This window comes from Pseudomonas quercus, from assembly GCF_012033695.1.
Lineage (GTDB): Bacteria > Pseudomonadota > Gammaproteobacteria > Pseudomonadales > Pseudomonadaceae > Aquipseudomonas > Aquipseudomonas quercus.
Map to the genome: position 1 here is coordinate 19,405 of NZ_JAAVJI010000019.1, position 17,227 is coordinate 36,631.

Genomic DNA, 17,227 nt, shown 5'->3' on the forward strand with positions numbered 1-17,227 from the left:
ATCGCTCAAACTGGCAAAACGGCCAGCCCGGCGAGAAAATAATACGCAGCGGCCCTTGTTGGTCACCTGAGAGGGCCGAGGGTTCGGTACAAGGCGCCAGCCCTTCAACGCATCATTTCTTTCACGCGCCGCTCCTGCTCCATCATTTCCTTCTGGCGCGCGTCTATACGCGAGGCCAGGGGGAAGTTGTCGCCGGCACGGCGTTTGGCGAAGTCCAGCTGTTGCTGGGCCTGCTGGAAATCGCCCACCAAGGCGAAATATTCGGCGCGGGCCTGGTGCAGGCCAATGATGTTGCCGTTCTGGCCACGGGTTTCGGCCACCATGTACCACACGTCCGGGTCTTCTGGCCGGGACTTGAGCAAGGCGTCCAGGCCTTTTTCGGCATCGGCGGTGCGGCCTTGCTTTAGCAGCAGGTCAATGCGGGTCTGGTTAAGAGGGTAGCTGTCGGGGTACAGCGTGAGCAGGCGATCCACGCGTTGCTGTGCATCCGCCAAGCGGTTGTTGGTGATGTCCAGGTCCACTTCGGCCAGGTTGTAGGTCAGGTCGTTGGGAGCCTTGACCAACAGCGGCCTGAGGTTTTCCCGCGCTTCGTTGAGCTGCCCGGTTTTTGTCTGTGCGATAGCCAGGCCATAGCGGGCCACATCGTTCCCAGGGTTCTCATCCAGTTGCGCCCGGAAGCGCTTGGCGGCAAGCCCCGGTGTTTCCTCGTACATCAGTTGCACCCGCGCGCGCATCAGTTGGTAGAGCGTGCTGTCTTCCTTGCCGCCTTTGGGAGACTGTTCGGCGCGGTTGCGGGTGTCGGCAATACGGGATTCGGTCACCGGGTGAGTCAGCAGAAACTCCGGCGGCTTGCCGTCGAACTGGTATTGCCGCGCCAGGCGCTCGAACATATTGGGCATGTTGCGAGGGTCGTAGCCGGCTTTTTCCAGGTTGAGAATACCGATGCGGTCCGCCTCGGCTTCGTTCTGCCGAGAAAAACCGCGCTGGTTCTGAATGGCTGCGGCCTGGCTACCAAAAATGGTGGCCATGCCCGCGTCGCCTGCTCCAGCAGCAGCCATGACTACCCCCGCCAGCAGGGCAGCCATCAGCGGCAACTGCATGCGCTGCTGCGCTTCCAGCCCACGTGCGAAGTGCCGCTGGGACAAGTGGGCCAGTTCATGTGCCAGTACGCCGGCATATTCACCTTCGGTCTGGGCCCCCAGGAACAGCCCGCCGTTTACCCCCACAATGCCGCCCGGCGCTGCAAACGCATTGAGCTCCTTGCTGTCGATGATCACGAATTCCAGGCGGCGGTCCTGCACCTGGCTGGTTTCGGCCAGGCGATAGACGCTGGTTTCCACGAAGTCCTTGAGTTGCGCGTCGGGCAATTGCTTGACCTGCGAGCGCAACATGGCGAGCCAGGCGCGGCCCAGGTCGTGTTCCTGTTCGGGTGAAACGATCGCCGAGCTGGCATCGCCTAGTGAGGGAAGGTCATCGCCATGGGCAGGCAGGGCAAGCAGGCAGGCCAGGGCCAACAGCGTAGGGCGCAGAAGGGTCATGCACGAGACTCTGGGCGGCAAAAGGGTACTGTAGCCATGGCAAGGGGTCAGCCACAAGCGCAGGGTGAAGGGTAGGGTACTCAATGTGTTGCCTGAAGATTTGCTCATACTTCTGTACCCTTGTGCCAAAGTGCCTTGTGGCAAGCCGTAATGCTGGGAACAACGCGAATGAGACGAGGGGTGTAATGGTCGACGAAATAAAGTGTGACGCGGAGGTGGATGCCAGCGGTCTGACTTGTCCGCTGCCCTTGCTCAAGGCCAAGCTGGCGCTCAATGGGTTGGACGCTGGTGCGGTGCTCAAGGTGGTTGCGACCGACGCAGGCTCCCAGCGGGACTTTCGGACATTCGCCAAATTGTCCGGTAACGATCTGTTCAATGAAACGGCCCAAGCGGGCACCTATACCTATTGGCTGCGCAAACGCTGACCCTCCATCAAGGATTTTGAATGTACAAGCTGTTCAGGGACTGGACCCAGCGCTACTTCTCAGACGAAGAAGCCGTGGTGCTGGTGTTGCTGCTGGTGCTGGCCTTCACCGTAGTGCTGACCGTAGGCGGCATGTTGGCGCCCGTACTGGCAGCCATGGTGCTTTCATTTCTGATGCATGGCCTGGTTGCCCAGCTGGAGCGCTGGCGCATGCCGCCGGCCATGGCTGTCGGGCTGGTGTTCACACTGTTCATGGGGCTGTTGGCCGTGATTGTGCTGGTGCTGGTGCCCTTGCTGTGGCACCAGATCATCACGCTGTTCAATGAGCTGCCCGGCATGCTGGGCAAGTGGCAGTCCTTGCTGCTGCTGTTGCCCGAACGCTATCCGCAAGTGGTGAGTGACGAGCAGGTGCTGGCGGCCATCGAAGCGGCCCGTGGCCAGATCGGCAAGTTCGGCCAATGGGCGCTGACCTTGTCGTTGTCCAGCCTGCCATTGCTGGTCAACCTCATGATCTACTGTGTGCTGGTGCCCATCCTGGTGTTCTTTTTCCTCAAGGACCGCGAGCTGATAGGCCGCTGGATCAATGGCTATCTGCCCAGGGAACGCGCCCTTTTGACCCGTGTTACCCATGAAATGAACCGGCAGATCGCCAATTACATTCGCGGCAAGGTGATCGAGATCGTTATCTGTGGCGTGGCCACGTATATCGGGTTCGTAGCCCTTGGCCTGAACTACGCGGCCTTGCTGGCCCTGCTGGTAGGCGTATCCGTGGTAGTGCCCTATGTGGGCGCCGTGGTGGTAACGGTGCCTGTGGCCTTGATTGCGTTGTTCCAATGGGGCTGGGGTGACCAGTTCATCTACCTGATGGTGGTGTACGGCATCATTCAGGCACTGGACGGCAATGTTCTGGTCCCGCTGCTGTTTGCCGAGGCCGTGAACCTGCACCCGGTAGCGATTATCTGTGCGGTGCTGCTGTTTGGTGGGCTATGGGGCTTTTGGGGGATTTTCTTCGCTATCCCACTGGCCACGCTGGTGAAAGCGGTGCTGGAAGCCTGGCCGCGGAACCAGGTTACCGTCGCCCCCTTGCTGTAGCTTGTACCCCAACAGGGCCGCCTACAGGCCCTGTGCCGCTTCCAGTACCTCGGCCACATGCCCGGGCACCTTTACCCCTCGCCACGCGCGCCGCAGTACACCCTGTTCATCGATCAGGAAGGTGCTGCGATCCACGCCCAGGTACTCCTTGCCGTACAGCTTCTTGAGCTTGATAACGTCGAACAGCTGGCAAAGCGTTTCGTCCTTGTCGCTGATCAGCTCAAAGGTAAAACCTTGCTTGGCCTTGAAGTTTTCGTGGGACTTGAGCCCATCCCGTGAAACCCCAAATACCACGGTGCCAGCGGCCTGGAACTGTGCCTGCATGTCCCGGAAACCTTGGCCCTGGGTCGTGCAGCCAGGGGTGCTGTCCTTGGGGTAGAAATACAGCACCACCTTGCGCCCGCGCAGCTGCGCCAGCGACACCGTTTCCCCGGACGTGGCCTGGGCAGTGAAATCCGGGACCGGTTGATCCAGCGTTACGGCCATGTGCGGTTCCTCAGACAGGGTTTTGCGGGCGCCAGGGTTCGATCAGCGCATCCAGGTTCAAGGCATCGGCAAAATCCAGGAACTGGTCGCGCAGCCAACTGATCTGTACGCCCGCTGGCAGCGTCACGGTAAAGGTGGCGTTGAGCATCATGCCGCCGGTCTGGGGCGCCTGGTAGGTGTCGCAGGTCAGGTTTTCCAGTTCCACGTTGTTGTCGATGAAGAACTGGCACAGCTCGTTGATGATGTCCGAACGGTACACCGAGCTGACGTAGGCTACGTAGGGCAGGGCCTGTGGGCGGCTTTCCAGTGTGGAACTGCGTACCACGTCCACGTGCAGGTCGTGGCGTTTGGCCAGGCCAGGCAGCAAGCCTTCGAAGCGTGCCAGGGCATCCCAGTTGCCGGCAACCTGAAGCACCAGTGCACTGTATTCGCCGTGGCGGGTCAGGCGGGACGTAACCACCGAGCAGCGGCTGTCGTGGCTGGCCCGGCAAAGCACATTGGTCAGCTCCATGGGGTTGCGGCCCATGGCGCTGAGGACGAGGAATTGTTCGCGAACGGGTGGGGTGGACATGCAGCCTTCCTAAAGCGATGAGCGGTCGATACACGCAGGTGCCAGCGCGGGTGCCACAAGGGCCGCCGGGGCTGCCCACAGGGCCTGGTGCGGTCGGCCTGCAGGGGTTGGCGCAGCAATAGCGCCCGCCTGTATCGATCAAAGGGCCAAGGGTAGCGAAAAGCGCCGCCTGTGGGAATGCTGGAAACGGAGGCGTCGCTTGTGCAAGGTCGGTGGCGCCAGTACCATTACCGCTCTCTTTTTCCGGCAGGAGCGGTTGCATGTACGCGGGCAGCATGGTGGCGTTGGCCACCCCGATGGATGCCAAAGGCGGTCTCGACTGGGACGCCCTGAGCAAGCTGGTGGATTTCCACCTCGAAAACGGCACCGATGCCATCGTCGCTGTCGGCACCACCGGTGAGTCGGCCACCCTGGACGTACAGGAACACATCGAGGTCATCCGCCGCGTTGTGGCCCAGGTCAACAAACGCATTCCGGTCATCGCCGGTACAGGTGCCAATTCCACGCGCGAAGCTGTGGAACTGACCACCAACGCCAAGAATGCCGGTGCCGATGCCTGCCTGCTGGTCACCCCTTACTACAACAAGCCTACGCAAGAAGGCCTGTACCAGCACTTCAAGCACATTGCCGAGGCCGTGGCCATTCCACAGATCCTCTACAACGTGCCCGGCCGCACGGCGTGCGACATGCAGGCCGATACCGTGGCCCGCCTGTCGAAGGTCGGCAACATCGTAGGCATCAAGGAAGCCACGGGCGACCTGCAGCGTGCCCGGCAGATCCTGGACCGCATGAGCCAGGATTTCGTACTGCTCTCCGGCGACGACCCTACGGCTGTTGAACTCATCCTGATGGGCGGCAAAGGCAACATCTCGGTCACGGCCAACGTGGCGCCACGTGACATGGCCGACCTGTGCGCCGCAGCCCTCAAGGGGGATGCCGCTACGGCACGTGCCTTGAACGAAAAGCTGATGCCGCTGCACAAGAACCTGTTCCTTGAAGCCAACCCGATCCCGGTGAAGTTCGCGCTACACGAAATGGGCCTGATGCCCGAAGGCATTCGCCTGCCGCTCACCTGGTTGAGCGATACCTGTCAAGAGCCGCTGCGGCAGGCCTTGCGCCAGTCCGGCGTTCTGGTTTGAGTGAGGAAGTACAACGCATGAAGCGCTTGGCTGGTCTTTCTGCCCTTGCTGTGATTATTTCGAGTACCAGTGGCTGTGGTTGGCTCTGGGGTGAGCACGGCTATTTCCGTGACCGTGGCAACGATTACCTGGAAGCGCGTCGCACCGAGCCGATGAACCTGCCCCAGGACGTGACCACCACCAAACGCCTGGATCCGCTGCTGCCGATTCCGCGCAACGTGGCAGACGACACGGCCTTGAACGACTATGACGTGCCGCGCCCGCAGCCTTTGTCGGTGGCCGCCGAGAGTGGTGACTTCACCCTCCAGAAAAGCGCTGCAAGCCGGTGGATCCTGGCCCAGCGTCCGCCTGCCGAAGCCTGGCCGATGGCGCGCCAGTTCTTCGAGGACAACGGCTTCCGTATCGATCACGAAAGCATGCAGACCGGCGAGTTCACTACGGCCTGGCAGCCCTTCGGCAGCTTGAGCAGCGACCTGGCCCAGCGCCTGCGTGGCACTGACGCCAATGGTGACATCCGCCTGCAGGTGCGGGTAGAGCCCGGTGTTCAGCGTAATACCAGTGAAATCTATGTCGTCAGTGCCCAGCGCCCGGCGGGCAGCACTGAAAACGTCGGCTTCCCGGCCAGTGCCACCAGCGGCGTAGACGCAACGCTGGTGGACGAAATGCTCTCCAGCCTCACCCGCGGCAGCGAGAAAGGTGGCACGGTGTCCTTGCTGGCCGCCCGCGACTTCGACGCACCCGGCCAGGTGGCCATGACCGAGGACGGCAGCGGTAACCCCGTGCTTACCGTCGGTTCCGACCTGGACCGCGCCTGGTCCAGCGTTGGCCGTGCCCTGGAGCAGGGTGGCCAGTGGCGTGTCGAGGACATCAACCGCAGCCTGGGCCTGTATTACATCAACCTGGCGGAAAAAGGCGGCAAGCCGGAAGACAGCAAGCCTGGCTTCTTCGGCCGCCTGTTCGGGCACGAGGCCACCAAGGAAGAGCTGGAAGCCCGCGCCGACCGTTATCAGGTTCGCCTGAGCAAGGTAGGTGATGCGGTTCAGGTCACGGTGGAGAAGAACATCAATACCGTGGCCCCGGCCGATGTGGCTCACCGTGTGTTGAGCGCCATTCAGGACAACCTGGGTTAAGTGCGCTTCGCCGTTCTTGGAAGCGGAAGCCAAGGGAATGGCACGCTCGTCTCCAGTGGCAACACGCTGGTGCTGGTGGATTGCGGGTTTTCCCTGCGTGAAACCGAGCGCCGCATGGCGCTGCTGGGGGTGCACCCGGCGCAACTGAAGGGCGTGCTGGTCACCCACGAGCATGCCGACCATGTGCATGGGGTGGAGCTGCTGTCACGGCGCTACAACGTACCGGTGTACCTCAGCGAAGGTACACGCACGGGGTTGCGCAAGCCGGTGGTCGCTGCGCGCAGCGTGCATTGCGGTGATGCCTTCGATATCGGCGACCTGCATGTACGCGTGGTGGGTGTTGCCCACGACGCGCGCGAACCCACCCAGTACGTATTCAGCGATGGCGCCCGGCGTTTCGGGCTGCTCACCGACCTGGGCTCGTGGTGCCCGAAGGTGATGAACCATTACAGCGGCCTCGATGCCTTGATGGTCGAAGCCAACCACTGCCGTGAGCTGCTGGCCTATGGGCCGTACCCGTACTATCTCAAGCAGCGGGTAGGCGGCGATCGGGGGCATTTGAACAACCACCAGGCCGCGAACCTGGTGGCAGAGCTGGGATGGCAAGGCTTGCAACATTTGGTGCTTGCCCATATCAGCCAGAAGAACAACTTGCCGGAACGCGCCAGGCAGTGCTTCGTCGATACCCTCGGGTGCGACCCTGCCTGGCTGCAACTGGCGGACCAGGCCTCAGGGCTCGACTGGCGACACATCGCCTAGCCCAACCACTGTTAGCGGAGCCCACCATGGAAAAACGCGAAGAACTGTACCGCGGCAAAGCCAAGTCGGTATACAAGACCGACGACGCCGATCGTTTGATCCTGCTGTTCCGTAACGACACGTCGGCATTCGACGGCAAGCGCATCGAGCAGTTGGACCGCAAAGGCATGGTGAACAACAAGTTCAACGCCTTCATCATGCAGAAGCTGGAAGAAGCCGGCGTGCCGACGCAGTTCGATCGCCTGCTGGGCGACAACGAATGCCTGGTGAAAAAACTCGACATGATCCCGGTGGAATGCGTAGTGCGCAACTATGCTGCGGGCAGCCTGGTCAAGCGCCTGGGCATCGAAGAGGGCAAGCAGCTGGTGCCGTCCACCTTCGAGCTGTTCCTGAAAAACGACGCCATGGGCGACCCCTTCATCAACGAATCCCACGTGGTTGCGTTCGGCTGGGGTACCGCCGAGCAGCTGGCGACCATGAAGCAGCTGTCCTTGAAGGTCAACGACGTACTCACCAAGCTGTTCGATGACGCTGGCCTGCTGTTGGTGGACTTCAAGCTGGAGTTCGGCGTGTTCCATGGCCAGATCGTGCTGGGTGACGAATTCAGCCCCGACGGCTGCCGCCTGTGGGACAAGGACACCCGCAAGAAAATGGACAAGGACCGCTTCCGCCAAGGCTTGGGCGATGTGATCGAAGCCTACGAAGAAGTGGCCAAGCGCCTGGGCGTGCCGCTGTAAGCCCTTGTTGTTCCAGTTTGCACCAGTGCTGCGCCCGCGCTGCGCCAAGCCCTGTAGGAGCCTGCGAAGCGCGTGCGCAGCGCGTGCGCAGCGGGCGAATTCGATCACTGAGCCTGCACGAAATCCGTTGCTCCACCGAAGCGGCCACGCAAACGCCTGAAAGCAGGAGAGTTTTTTTCACCCAAGGGCTTCGCCTTGGGGGAAACTGCTGCTATCATGCGCGCCACTGGAGAGATGCCGGAGTGGCCGAACGGGACGGATTCGAAATCCGTTGTACTGGCAACAGTACCTAGGGTTCAAATCCCTATCTCTCCGCCATATCAAAAAAACCCTTGTAAATCAGTTGGTTAGGTTTGCAAGGGTTTTTTATTTCTACCCCTTTTTCTATCCCATTTTCATATCCTCCTTTTCAGCGTTCTGCTGGCCCTTTTTCATGCTGTTCCAAGGCAATCCTTCCAACACCTCACTCCATCGTCTCTAACTGCATTTTGAGCCCCTTTTTAGGCCCATTCTGGTCCTATCTGCTTCTACCCCCTTCCCATCGCTCATTCAGCCCCAAAACGCACCAAAACAAGTTTTGGCACCTTTTGAGGCTCCGCCTAAAAGCCACAGCCTCGGACAAGTCCGAGTCGCTGGACAAATCCAGCGTAAAGCAAAAGCTGACAAGTCAGGTTCAGCCGGAAAAGTCCGGAAAAAAAAGCATTGATTTAAATGCTACTATTTAAGTAGGGCTTCTTTTAACCCGTTGGGCTTACCACCACACTTTGCTGCGCAAAGACGCTTCGCTTGCGGTAGTAAGCACGGGTTCCTTGCCGGAAGGGCAGAAGCCAGGCCGTTATAGTCTGAAAATTAACAATAAATATGAGGAGAAAATGAGTAGCAAAAAAACTGTTTCGATGATTTTTAAAACTTTGAATTATACGAATGAAATTAAGAAAAAATCCATCAATGGTCATGGTGGGCGCCGTCAGCTAATTAAGAGCTTACGCCATTCCTTACGAATACCAGCCAGCACTCCCAAACAATTGGAATGGCTAGATGAACAATCCCATCTAAATTTAATTTGGTTGCCAGAGATGGGGGTAATCAAGCTGGATGATTTCTCAGAAGAGCAGAGAGAGAAATTGCTTTCCCGGATCACGGACGAGGCGGAATCACCAACTATTGCAAATGACAATAGATCGGAGCTTATGGAGTTAAGAACAAAATTAAAGAACAAGGTAAAAAACGCCAGTAAACAAGAGACCAACGAAGCTACGATTTCGACCTTTCAAAAAATTTTGAATGTGCAAGGTGTTGCCGAAATAGATGAGTTATTGACAGCTCTTGCCCAGTTCGAAATTATGAGAAAATCCCAAAAGCTAAGCACGGCTAGACAATTTCTTGAGTGTCATAATGAAATAGAACGTGGTCCGAAGCCACTTATTAGAAAAAATCAAGCGGTAATCCAGGAGGCTTTTTTCAAGTTCCCTTCAAAAAATCAGGTTGAGGGCCTGAGTGCTGAGCAACGGATTAAGCTAATCAAAGACTTTTATGGGATTGTATTTCCAGATTACCCGATACATTTTGTGGTGTTGCACGGCGATGAAGATGCGGATCTAACAGATCATAGCGACCATCCGCATATATTCATCTCAACCAAAAATAACAAAACAGGGCGTTATGATCTCCGTGAAACGCAGATCAACAAAGTCAATTCTTATCTCAAGAAACATAGGCCAGGAACGATCCCAATTAGCGAAAAACCTGACTTCTTAGAATCTCAATTATTATTCGGCTATTTACAAGACATGTTCTATTCCTTCACCAATAATAGGCTGCTGAAAGCGACGCCTTATTTCGCCAGGAAAAATAGCAAGACCGAAAGGTATACGAATACGCTTAGATTTATTAACGATGAGTCAAGAAAAGCGAAATCAGAGCGGGAATTTAGCCTATATCAGTTGATTAAGGAAAAAAGAAGTCGGGCAGCTCAAGATTTAGAACAGGCACAAAGGCAGGCAGCAGAAGCTAAGGAATATACCCACAAAGCTAAGCAATATGTTTCTGTCCAAATAGCCAAGGCAAAAGACGCCAAAGAGTCTGCTAGGGATGCAGAACAGCGTCAAAAGCTTGCTGAAGAGGCAACTGAAGAAGAGTATCAGCGAGCTACCGCTTATCAAAGGCGAAGCGATTCATTTATCCAGTCCTTGCATAAGTCAACTGTACAGTATGACAGGATACAAGATGAGATAGAGAAGAAGCGCAAACAGCTTAAGTTATTTAAAACTAATCTTACCGACCTGATTGACGGCATAATGCAATGGCTAGACGAGTTTTTCCAAGATAAAAAACAGGACTTACAGGAGCTATGTCTGGAGCGTGCTAGACAAGCTTATGCGAGAATTCGAGAGAATGACGAATCCTCTGATGGAATCTTTGTAAAGCAAGCCGAAGAGGCCATTGATCAACAATTAGGGTTTCTAGATGAGTATGGCACAGCGCTACCAGAATTGCCCAAAGCGCTAGAAATAAAGAGAAAAATTATCAAGCCTTAAATTAGACAGACCTTAATATTACTGGTCTGTCTAACCATAAGCATATGGCTCAAGAAGCTACAACGCCTATCTAACGAAATGTAGTATACCGATATTCACTATTTCCAAGATAAGAATGGTTTTTGTAAAACCATTCTGGTGTCTTGATTTCGTCTATTCCATCGCGGACCAGATAAATCTGAACCAGACCTGTATTACTGCCAATATTTATTTCAGCAGCATGCTGTGGTTCGACGTTCGATAGTCCAGGTTTTTTTCTTATGTCTAGATAGGCACTCTGTCCGCCATTGATGCCGTTTGGCAAAAGAATGTTTGGATAAGTGAAAAGGGGATTTTTGAGCTTGTAGAAGCTGGGTGAAACTAACATGTTCACTATGGCGGTTAGATTATATTTACTTCCTTTCGGTGGAGAACCACATACTTTAACCATCTGCTTAATATCTTCCATTTCTCGGCTTTTAATAAAGCCACGATCTTCATACACCTGCCATTTTTTAATCGAAGCTGTTGTGAGTTCAGGCTTATAGTAGTAATAGCGATCATTACAAGCGGCTTGCAACTTAGTTGTTAGCAATAATGAAACGCCAATCAATATAATTCTCTTCATCGAAGCAACTCCCAACAAAAAGCCCCTCGAAAGGGGCTTAGAAAGGTGATGGCTTATCTGAAAGCGCCACGAATGGCGGAGCGGACAGAGCTAGACACTTCGTTTTTCAATGAGCTAGCGGCATCTTTCGCCAGGTCTGTAACGAAGGATGAGCCTTCATCGGAGCTATCCCTTTGCGCTCCCGTGCGACTAGGCACGGCCTGACCGGCCCCCAACGACTGCACGGGTTGACCACCTTCATAGGCAACCTGCTGACTGCTCGCATGTGGAGATGGCATGAACCCGCTTGCTTGCCGCTGCATATCTGCGCATCCACCTAATGCCAAACCTAATCCTGCTACCAATGCCATAACTGCTTGTTTCATGGTCATTTTCTCCGATTCCGCCCCCCGCAACAGATCGGCGGGTAGTGAAAATCTACCTGAAAGGTCACCTTTTAGGAAGTGAAAATGCAATAAGGTGACTTTTTAAGGCGTTTTAGACAGGTCAGTTGTGTCGTTAAGTGATTGATTCTTCGAAGGATTTTTCATGACGCGCACAGAGATAGGCAGTGCTCTTAGGCACTACCGAAAAAAAGCGGGACTGACGCAGGCAGATTTTGGAGAGCTTACTGGGTTCGATCCCAAAACGATAAGCCGTCTTGAGACTGGAGATCGCACGCCTAGTCTTGATGCACTTGATGTATTCGCGCGCGTTCTCAAAATTCAGGTTCGTGATTTCTTTTCTGAAATAGACTCAGAGCTTACTGAGGAGCAGCTTAGATTTTATTTGATTAGCGTAATTTGTAAGTCTGATAAAACGCTTCTTGCTCAGTTTAAAAGTGTGGTTGACAAGATAATTAGTAAGTAAACACAGAACAAAACCCCTCATCGTTTGCGCTTTGAAGGGTAAATGTTATGTTGATTAAAGGAGTAGAGATTAAGGGCGACCAAACCAGGATAATTTCTACATTGCTCAATTGCTTAATTAGTTTACCATTTAGGTTCACGTTTGCAAGAGTAAAGCTCATTGTCTTCTCCTATATAATAATTAGAAGAGGAGATAATGAGGGATGCACAATTAAGAATCGAAAATGCGCTGGACTTATATAAAGGCAAGCTTCCAAGAAAGCCGTATTTTTCGAATGACTATACCAAAGGCAAAAAGATAGGCGCACAAAAAACAGCACTTAACGCTCTATATATTCAGCCCAACTCAAATACTCATAAGTATTTCATCACGTTGGATATTGATAGTGATACTGGGGTTTTTGATTGGTATGACAAAGGCTTACCTGCGCCGCAAATTATAGCCAGAAATCTTGATAATGGTCGCGCGCATATGAGCTACATTCTTAATAGTTCGGTAAAAATGGATTATTGCGGTAGTGCGACCGCGATAAAGTATTGCTGCGATGTTGAACATGGACTTGCCGTAAGGGTGGGTGCGGATATGAATTACAATGGGATTTTGACAAAGAATCCTTTTAACGCAGAAGCATACAAGATCTTTTCGTTTGAGACAGAAGCATATGATTTAGGATATCTCAATGAATTTGTAGATAAAGACCTTGTGAAACAGCATAAAGATGCTAGAAGAAAGAAAAATCTTGCGGCAGGTTTTGCTTCGGGTCGCAACTGCAATTTGTTCGAAAATTTGCGGTTGTGGGCTTATAAAAATTGGCATAAAACGCAAGGGTCGGAGCTGCACAAGATTCTAATTGAGCAAGGTCTCGCTTTCAATAATTTCGATCTTCCTCTAGATAAAAAAGAGGTGGTAGCTATCGCCTCTAGCGTGTATCGATTTATGGAAAAGAATTTCTCACTTGAAATATTAGGCCAGCTTAAAAGCAAGCGAGCCAAGCAGTCTAGAGAAAAAAGTAGTGGCAATGTTAAGTATACCGATGGCAAACCATGGGAAAAAGAGGGTATCGCAGCTTCAACTTATTACTATCGAAAGAGTGTTTCTAATTTAAAAGCTAGTGTAGACAAAGAGCCTTGGAAGGCGCTTGGCATAAGTCGCTCCACCTACTTTAGGAGAAGAAGGTTAGATAATGTTATGTGAGTGAGACTAAAACTTGGAATTTAACTATATCAGGGATAATAGCGGTAGAAGGCAGTATTGGTTTGGTCCTGTCTTTAATTTCGAATAACGAGTAGACCAAATTTTCTTAATCCTGTATAATTCTGTTCATTTTTTATTCACACCAAGGGCGCACCATCAATGAGTGGCGAGATTGAAAAAGAGAATTACATTGTTGATCACATCAGTGGTTTGCATGTAAAGGCTACTCCTGAAGAGCTGCACGCTGTTCAAATCTATTCGAAGATGCTGACTGCGGACTACAATTATCCTAAGTCCCATATAAGAACACGACCCCAGTGGCGCGTAAAAGCACGTCCTTCTGACACTACAAAAGAATATCCAGTGGACATCGCGGTGTTTGACGGCGATGACCATGGTGATGCCCATCTAAAAATAGTTGTTGAGTGTAAAAAACCTAACAGACGAGATGGTCGTAGTCAGCTAGAGGACTACATGAGGCTGTCTAATGCCTCTTTGGGTGTCTGGTTCAATGGGTTAGAAAAGTTATTTCTTAGGAAGCGAGAAGGTAACGGCAAAGTTACTTTTGAAGAAATTCCAAATATCCCTAAGTTTGGAGAGCGTGTTGAAGACGTCGGCCTGTATAAGCGCCAGGATTTGAGGCCGGCTCATAATCTTAAAAGTGTTTTCAGGACCGCGAGGAACTATCTGGCCGCTAATGCAATTGGTATAACTAGGGATGAGGTATTTGCGCAACAGCTTATCAATCTTATATTTTGCAAAATATACGATGAGCGATTTACAAAACCGACTGATACGGTCAACTTCCGCGCCGGTTATCAAGAGGCGCAATTAAAGGTAAAGGAACGTATCCAAAAAATTTTTGATAGGGTAAAAAAGCAATACGATGATGTCATTGCGCCAAATGATTCTATTGAACTAGATGAAAAATCCCTTACCTATCTTGTCGGCGAGCTACAAATATACTCGATAACTGAGAGCGAAAGGGACGCTATTTCAGACGCCTTTGAGATATTCATCGGTCCGTCGCTTAAAGGTGGGCAAGGCCAGTTTTTCACTCCTAGGAACGTAGTAAAACTCCTGGCCGACATAACCAAACCTACACCAGAGGACCGCATTATTGATCCATCTTGTGGGAGTGGTGGATTTCTAATTGAGAGCCTTAGGGAAACATGGAAAGAGATTGATTCTAGGGGAAAGGAATTTGGCTGGCCAGATCAAGAGGTTTACGCTGAAAAGCAGAAAATTGCGATAAAGAATATTCGAGGAATTGATAAGGATTCTTTCCTCAGTAAAGTCGCTAAGGCTTATATGGCTATTATGGGAGATGGTCGAGGCGGGGTTTTCTGTGAAAATAGTCTTGATAATACAAAAAATTGGAAGTCCAAAACAAGAGAGCATATTCAGCTTGGCTCATTTGATTTGGTCCTAACAAATCCACCATTTGGTAAAAAGCTCAAGGTCGATGATAGTGCTACATTGGCTGAGTATGATTTAGGTAAGAAATGGAAAAAGGTGAAGGGGGAAAGTTACTTCGAAAAGACATCTGCTATCTTGGATGGACAGTCGCCACAAATCCTCTTCATCGAACGATGCCTTGATTTGCTTAAACCAGGCGGGCGTCTAGGAATCATCGCTCCTGAAAGTATGTTCTGTAACCCATCTCATAGATATATAGTTCAATATATTAAAAGCAGGGCAAAGATTAAAACCGTTATATCTCTTCCTGAGGAGCTTTTTCAGCCCTACACTCATGCTAAGACATGTGCAGTAGTAATTGAAAATACGCCTCCGGAGAAGAACGCAGATCATGATGTTTTCATGGCAGTTGCAGAGTGGTGCGGACATGACTCCAGGGGAACTGAAATTCCTTTTGACGATATCCCAAAGATCATCGAAAAGTATGATCAATATAGTGAGCTAGGAAAGCTAGATTATAGCCATTTGGGTTTCGTAATTAAGGAGTCCAATATCAATGACGATATTTACTTGCCGAAGTATTACAATCCTGAGATAGCTGGCGACCTAGAGAAGCTATCGGCAACTCACGATCTGATTAATTTAGGTTCATTGGTTAAGCAAAAAATTGTAAGTCTTGCTACTGGCGATGAAGTTGGAAAGCTGGCGTATGGGACAGGTCCGGTTCCGTTTATTAGGACATCAGATATCGCGAACTGGGAGATAAAGCTAGACGCAAAGCATGGCCTAAGTGAGTTGATCTATGAGGGCTTGCGTAAAAGGCAGGACGTTAGAGAGGATGATATCCTTATGGTTCGTGACGGGACTTATCTAGTTGGAACTAGTGCGCTTATCACGTCTAACGACACCAAGATCGTATATCAAAGTCATATCTACAAAATACGCTCTAACAACCATTCTGTGATACACCCATACCTCTTGTTGGCAGCTTTCTCATCACCTATAGTCAAGGCGCAAATTTATTCCAAGAGATTTACTCAGGACATCATTGATACCTTAGGACATAGAATCAATGAGCTCATATTGCCTATACCTAAAGACAACGTTGCTCGTTCGAATATTATTCAAAAGGTTGAGAGTATCTTGACCATGAAGAAGCGAGCAAAAGAGCTTTCTAAACAGGTTATCGATGAAATAGCGTTTCACGTCGGGGAAGAACTGACTCAGGAATAATGCATCGAGCGCCATGGATGGCGCATCCTTAATCGATGTTAGATAAAGCGTCCTAAAGCTCAAAAGCGATAGTTTCCAGACCAAAATCTAACGTCTCTATAGCGCTTGTTTTTTGTTTAAGACTTGGGCCCGTGCTGTAAATGTCAAACGTGATTGAGTTGGTTTTGTGCCCTACAATTGATGTTATAATTAATGGGTCTATGTTATTTTGTTGAAGCTCAGTAATTAGTGATTTTCTGAGTGAGTGAAAAACATATTCAGAACCAAATCCGAGCTCGGTTTTGTATCTTCCGAACCGTTTCGATAAAGCATCACTTCTATTCCCATACTTATTCCCGGCAGTGCTTGGTAATAGATATTCATCATTTGGGTTGATTTTTCGATAGTTCTCTATCAGATCTCTTATGTGCGAATGGATAGGCACTTTCCTTCGACCGGCTTTGGTTTTAGCCTTGGATATATTAAAGAATAATATCTCATCCTGCTTTTCGACTTCGAATTTCTTTATTTTGAATAATTCTTCTATTCTCATTCCGGTATATGCGCCAATTTTGATAATATTGCGCAAGTTTTTGTCATCAGTGTTTTGGTGGATAATTTTTATTTCAGCGCTTGTAAAGGCTTTTCGCTCCTTTAATTCAGTGCTCAGCTTTTCTCTTAAATCATGATTTTCGAAAGGATTTGCTAAGTCTTTATATTTTTCCCGAATAGTTTTATCGTATTTCTTTCCCCACTTGAAAAAGCTGTTGTAAGCGAATAAATACTGCTTCTTTGTTTTTTGAGAGTGTTCGAGGAGGTTTAAGTGAAGTTCTACACTGTCGAAGTTGAGATCTAGGTCGTCTTTTTCAAGCCACGCTCTGAATTTTTTCAACCTGGATAGTTGAGTGTCTATTGTTTTAGGTATTATCCGGTCGTGTTGAAAATCTGCATAGGCTTTAAGCCGGGCATCGGTGAATATGGTTTTAGAGGTGTAGGTTGATTTTTTAGTCAGAATATCTATCAGTTCGTCTCTATCATCGATATTCTTGATTTTATGTTTTTCAACCAATTCAATGAATTTTAATGTTTCGATGGGGAAAGCATCATTTTCTTGCTGCATGGTTTCCGAGATGTATAGCGCTTCATCTTTCCAGATTTCTTTGTCGCTAACATTCTTCTTTTTCCGAGCCTCCGCAATCTGTCGTTTCCACAGCTCAATAAATTTGTATTTCTTGTGATTCGCCTCGCTCTTGGAGGTGGCCCCAAGGCTTTTGGTCAAGACCTTACGGTTTCCGAATGCTTCACGCACATCGGCAGGGACGTCTAAACGAACATGGAAAATGCCCCGTTTAAGGATCAGAAAGTCGGACATCGCTGTCATCTCTAAGAGTCAATTTCTACCCCTATTTCTACCCCCCTTTTCTATCCCATGCAAGGCTGAACCCTTGTGTGGTGCGGGATTGCTGGGTTTAAGGATCCTTGTCATATAGTCCCTATCTCTCCGCCATATTAAAAAACCCCCTTGTAAATCAT

General features: G+C 50.9%; 15 protein-coding genes and 1 tRNA gene. 11 read left to right on the top strand and 5 right to left on the bottom strand.

What is annotated here, in order from left to right:
- Positions 1-104 precede the first annotated feature (104 nt).
- The gene (locus HBH25_RS21440) at positions 105-1,538 is read right to left on the bottom strand and encodes a M48 family metalloprotease (protein ID WP_168085965.1); all 1,434 of its coding nucleotides are present in this window, start codon (positions 1,536-1,538) and stop codon (positions 105-107) included.
- Between the two features lie 185 nt (positions 1,539-1,723).
- Here HBH25_RS21440 and HBH25_RS21445 point away from each other — a divergent pair, with 185 nt between their 5' ends.
- Both HBH25_RS21445 and HBH25_RS21450 read left to right on the top strand, forming a co-directional pair.
- Entirely contained in the window at positions 1,724-1,963 is a 240-nt protein-coding gene (locus tag HBH25_RS21445; RefSeq protein WP_168085966.1) for a sulfurtransferase TusA family protein, read from the top strand.
- Between the two features lie 20 nt (positions 1,964-1,983).
- A complete protein-coding gene (locus HBH25_RS21450; RefSeq protein ID WP_168085967.1) occupies positions 1,984-3,054 on the top strand; it encodes an AI-2E family transporter in 1,071 nt (356 codons plus the stop codon).
- Positions 3,055-3,075: 21 nt separating this feature from the next.
- Here HBH25_RS21450 and HBH25_RS21455 read toward each other — a convergent pair whose 3' ends face one another.
- On the bottom strand, positions 3,076-3,540 hold the full coding sequence (locus HBH25_RS21455) for a peroxiredoxin (protein WP_168085968.1): 465 nt from the start codon (positions 3,538-3,540) through the stop codon (positions 3,076-3,078).
- A gap of 10 nt (positions 3,541-3,550) precedes the next feature.
- Positions 3,551-4,111 carry a glycine cleavage system transcriptional repressor gene (locus HBH25_RS21460; protein WP_168085969.1) on the bottom strand — a complete coding sequence of 187 codons (561 nt, stop codon included), beginning with the start codon at positions 4,109-4,111 and terminating at the stop codon, positions 3,551-3,553.
- Between the two features lie 260 nt (positions 4,112-4,371).
- Here HBH25_RS21460 and dapA point away from each other — a divergent pair, with 260 nt between their 5' ends.
- From dapA to HBH25_RS21490, 6 genes are all read left to right on the top strand, one after another.
- Positions 4,372-5,250, top strand: a complete 879-nt coding sequence (gene dapA, locus HBH25_RS21465; protein ID WP_168085970.1) for a 4-hydroxy-tetrahydrodipicolinate synthase — start codon at positions 4,372-4,374, stop codon at positions 5,248-5,250.
- Positions 5,251-5,267: 17 nt separating this feature from the next.
- Entirely contained in the window at positions 5,268-6,380 is a 1,113-nt protein-coding gene (bamC, locus tag HBH25_RS21470) for an outer membrane protein assembly factor BamC (protein ID WP_168085971.1), read from the top strand.
- Positions 6,381-7,139 carry an MBL fold metallo-hydrolase gene (locus HBH25_RS21475; RefSeq protein WP_168085972.1) on the top strand — a complete coding sequence of 253 codons (759 nt, stop codon included), beginning with the start codon at positions 6,381-6,383 and terminating at the stop codon, positions 7,137-7,139. It abuts the gene before it with no gap.
- 26 nt (positions 7,140-7,165) lie between these two features.
- Positions 7,166-7,876: a phosphoribosylaminoimidazolesuccinocarboxamide synthase gene (gene purC, locus HBH25_RS21480; RefSeq protein WP_168085973.1), complete on the top strand. Its 711-nt coding sequence runs from the start codon at positions 7,166-7,168 to the stop codon at positions 7,874-7,876.
- 228 nt (positions 7,877-8,104) lie between these two features.
- A tRNA-Ser gene (locus HBH25_RS21485) sits at positions 8,105-8,194 on the top strand.
- A gap of 554 nt (positions 8,195-8,748) precedes the next feature.
- The gene (locus tag HBH25_RS21490; RefSeq protein ID WP_168085974.1) at positions 8,749-10,413 is read left to right on the top strand and encodes a hypothetical protein; all 1,665 of its coding nucleotides are present in this window, start codon (positions 8,749-8,751) and stop codon (positions 10,411-10,413) included.
- Positions 10,414-10,483: 70 nt separating this feature from the next.
- Here HBH25_RS21490 and HBH25_RS21495 read toward each other — a convergent pair whose 3' ends face one another.
- The gene (locus HBH25_RS21495) at positions 10,484-11,020 is read right to left on the bottom strand and encodes a hypothetical protein (RefSeq protein WP_168085975.1); all 537 of its coding nucleotides are present in this window, start codon (positions 11,018-11,020) and stop codon (positions 10,484-10,486) included.
- A gap of 528 nt (positions 11,021-11,548) precedes the next feature.
- Here HBH25_RS21495 and HBH25_RS21500 point away from each other — a divergent pair.
- From HBH25_RS21500 to HBH25_RS21510, 3 genes are all read left to right on the top strand, one after another.
- A complete protein-coding gene (locus HBH25_RS21500; protein WP_168085976.1) occupies positions 11,549-11,869 on the top strand; it encodes a helix-turn-helix domain-containing protein in 321 nt (106 codons plus the stop codon).
- Positions 11,870-12,064: 195 nt separating this feature from the next.
- A complete protein-coding gene (locus HBH25_RS21505) occupies positions 12,065-13,063 on the top strand; it encodes a replication initiation protein (protein ID WP_168085977.1) in 999 nt (332 codons plus the stop codon).
- Positions 13,064-13,222: 159 nt separating this feature from the next.
- The gene (locus HBH25_RS21510) at positions 13,223-15,715 is read left to right on the top strand and encodes an N-6 DNA methylase (protein ID WP_168085978.1); all 2,493 of its coding nucleotides are present in this window, start codon (positions 13,223-13,225) and stop codon (positions 15,713-15,715) included.
- Positions 15,716-15,767: 52 nt separating this feature from the next.
- On the opposite strand, the gene HBH25_RS21515 is transcribed toward HBH25_RS21510, so the two are convergent.
- Positions 15,768-17,066, bottom strand: a complete 1,299-nt coding sequence (locus HBH25_RS21515) for a tyrosine-type recombinase/integrase (RefSeq protein ID WP_168085979.1) — start codon at positions 17,064-17,066, stop codon at positions 15,768-15,770.
- Between the last annotated feature and the right edge of the window lie 161 nt (positions 17,067-17,227).

Bases quoted from the DNA above. Each gene is read 5' to 3' on its own strand.
- HBH25_RS21455 (WP_168085968.1), bottom strand. From the start codon at position 3,540: ATGGCCGTAACGCTGGATCAACCGGTCCCGGATTTCACTGCCCAGGCC.
- dapA (WP_168085970.1), top strand. From the start codon at position 4,372: ATGTACGCGGGCAGCATGGTGGCGTTGGCCACCCCGATGGATGCCAAA.
- HBH25_RS21460 (WP_168085969.1), bottom strand. From the start codon at position 4,111: ATGTCCACCCCACCCGTTCGCGAACAATTCCTCGTCCTCAGCGCCATG.
- HBH25_RS21490 (WP_168085974.1), top strand. From the start codon at position 8,749: ATGAGTAGCAAAAAAACTGTTTCGATGATTTTTAAAACTTTGAATTAT.
- bamC (WP_168085971.1), top strand. From the start codon at position 5,268: ATGAAGCGCTTGGCTGGTCTTTCTGCCCTTGCTGTGATTATTTCGAGT.
- HBH25_RS21505 (WP_168085977.1), top strand. From the start codon at position 12,065: ATGAGGGATGCACAATTAAGAATCGAAAATGCGCTGGACTTATATAAA.
- HBH25_RS21445 (WP_168085966.1), top strand. From the start codon at position 1,724: ATGGTCGACGAAATAAAGTGTGACGCGGAGGTGGATGCCAGCGGTCTG.
- purC (WP_168085973.1), top strand. From the start codon at position 7,166: ATGGAAAAACGCGAAGAACTGTACCGCGGCAAAGCCAAGTCGGTATAC.
- HBH25_RS21495 (WP_168085975.1), bottom strand. From the start codon at position 11,020: ATGAAGAGAATTATATTGATTGGCGTTTCATTATTGCTAACAACTAAG.
- HBH25_RS21500 (WP_168085976.1), top strand. From the start codon at position 11,549: ATGACGCGCACAGAGATAGGCAGTGCTCTTAGGCACTACCGAAAAAAA.
- HBH25_RS21515 (WP_168085979.1), bottom strand. From the start codon at position 17,066: ATGTCCGACTTTCTGATCCTTAAACGGGGCATTTTCCATGTTCGTTTA.
- HBH25_RS21510 (WP_168085978.1), top strand. From the start codon at position 13,223: ATGAGTGGCGAGATTGAAAAAGAGAATTACATTGTTGATCACATCAGT.
- HBH25_RS21450 (WP_168085967.1), top strand. From the start codon at position 1,984: ATGTACAAGCTGTTCAGGGACTGGACCCAGCGCTACTTCTCAGACGAA.
- HBH25_RS21440 (WP_168085965.1), bottom strand. From the start codon at position 1,538: ATGACCCTTCTGCGCCCTACGCTGTTGGCCCTGGCCTGCCTGCTTGCC.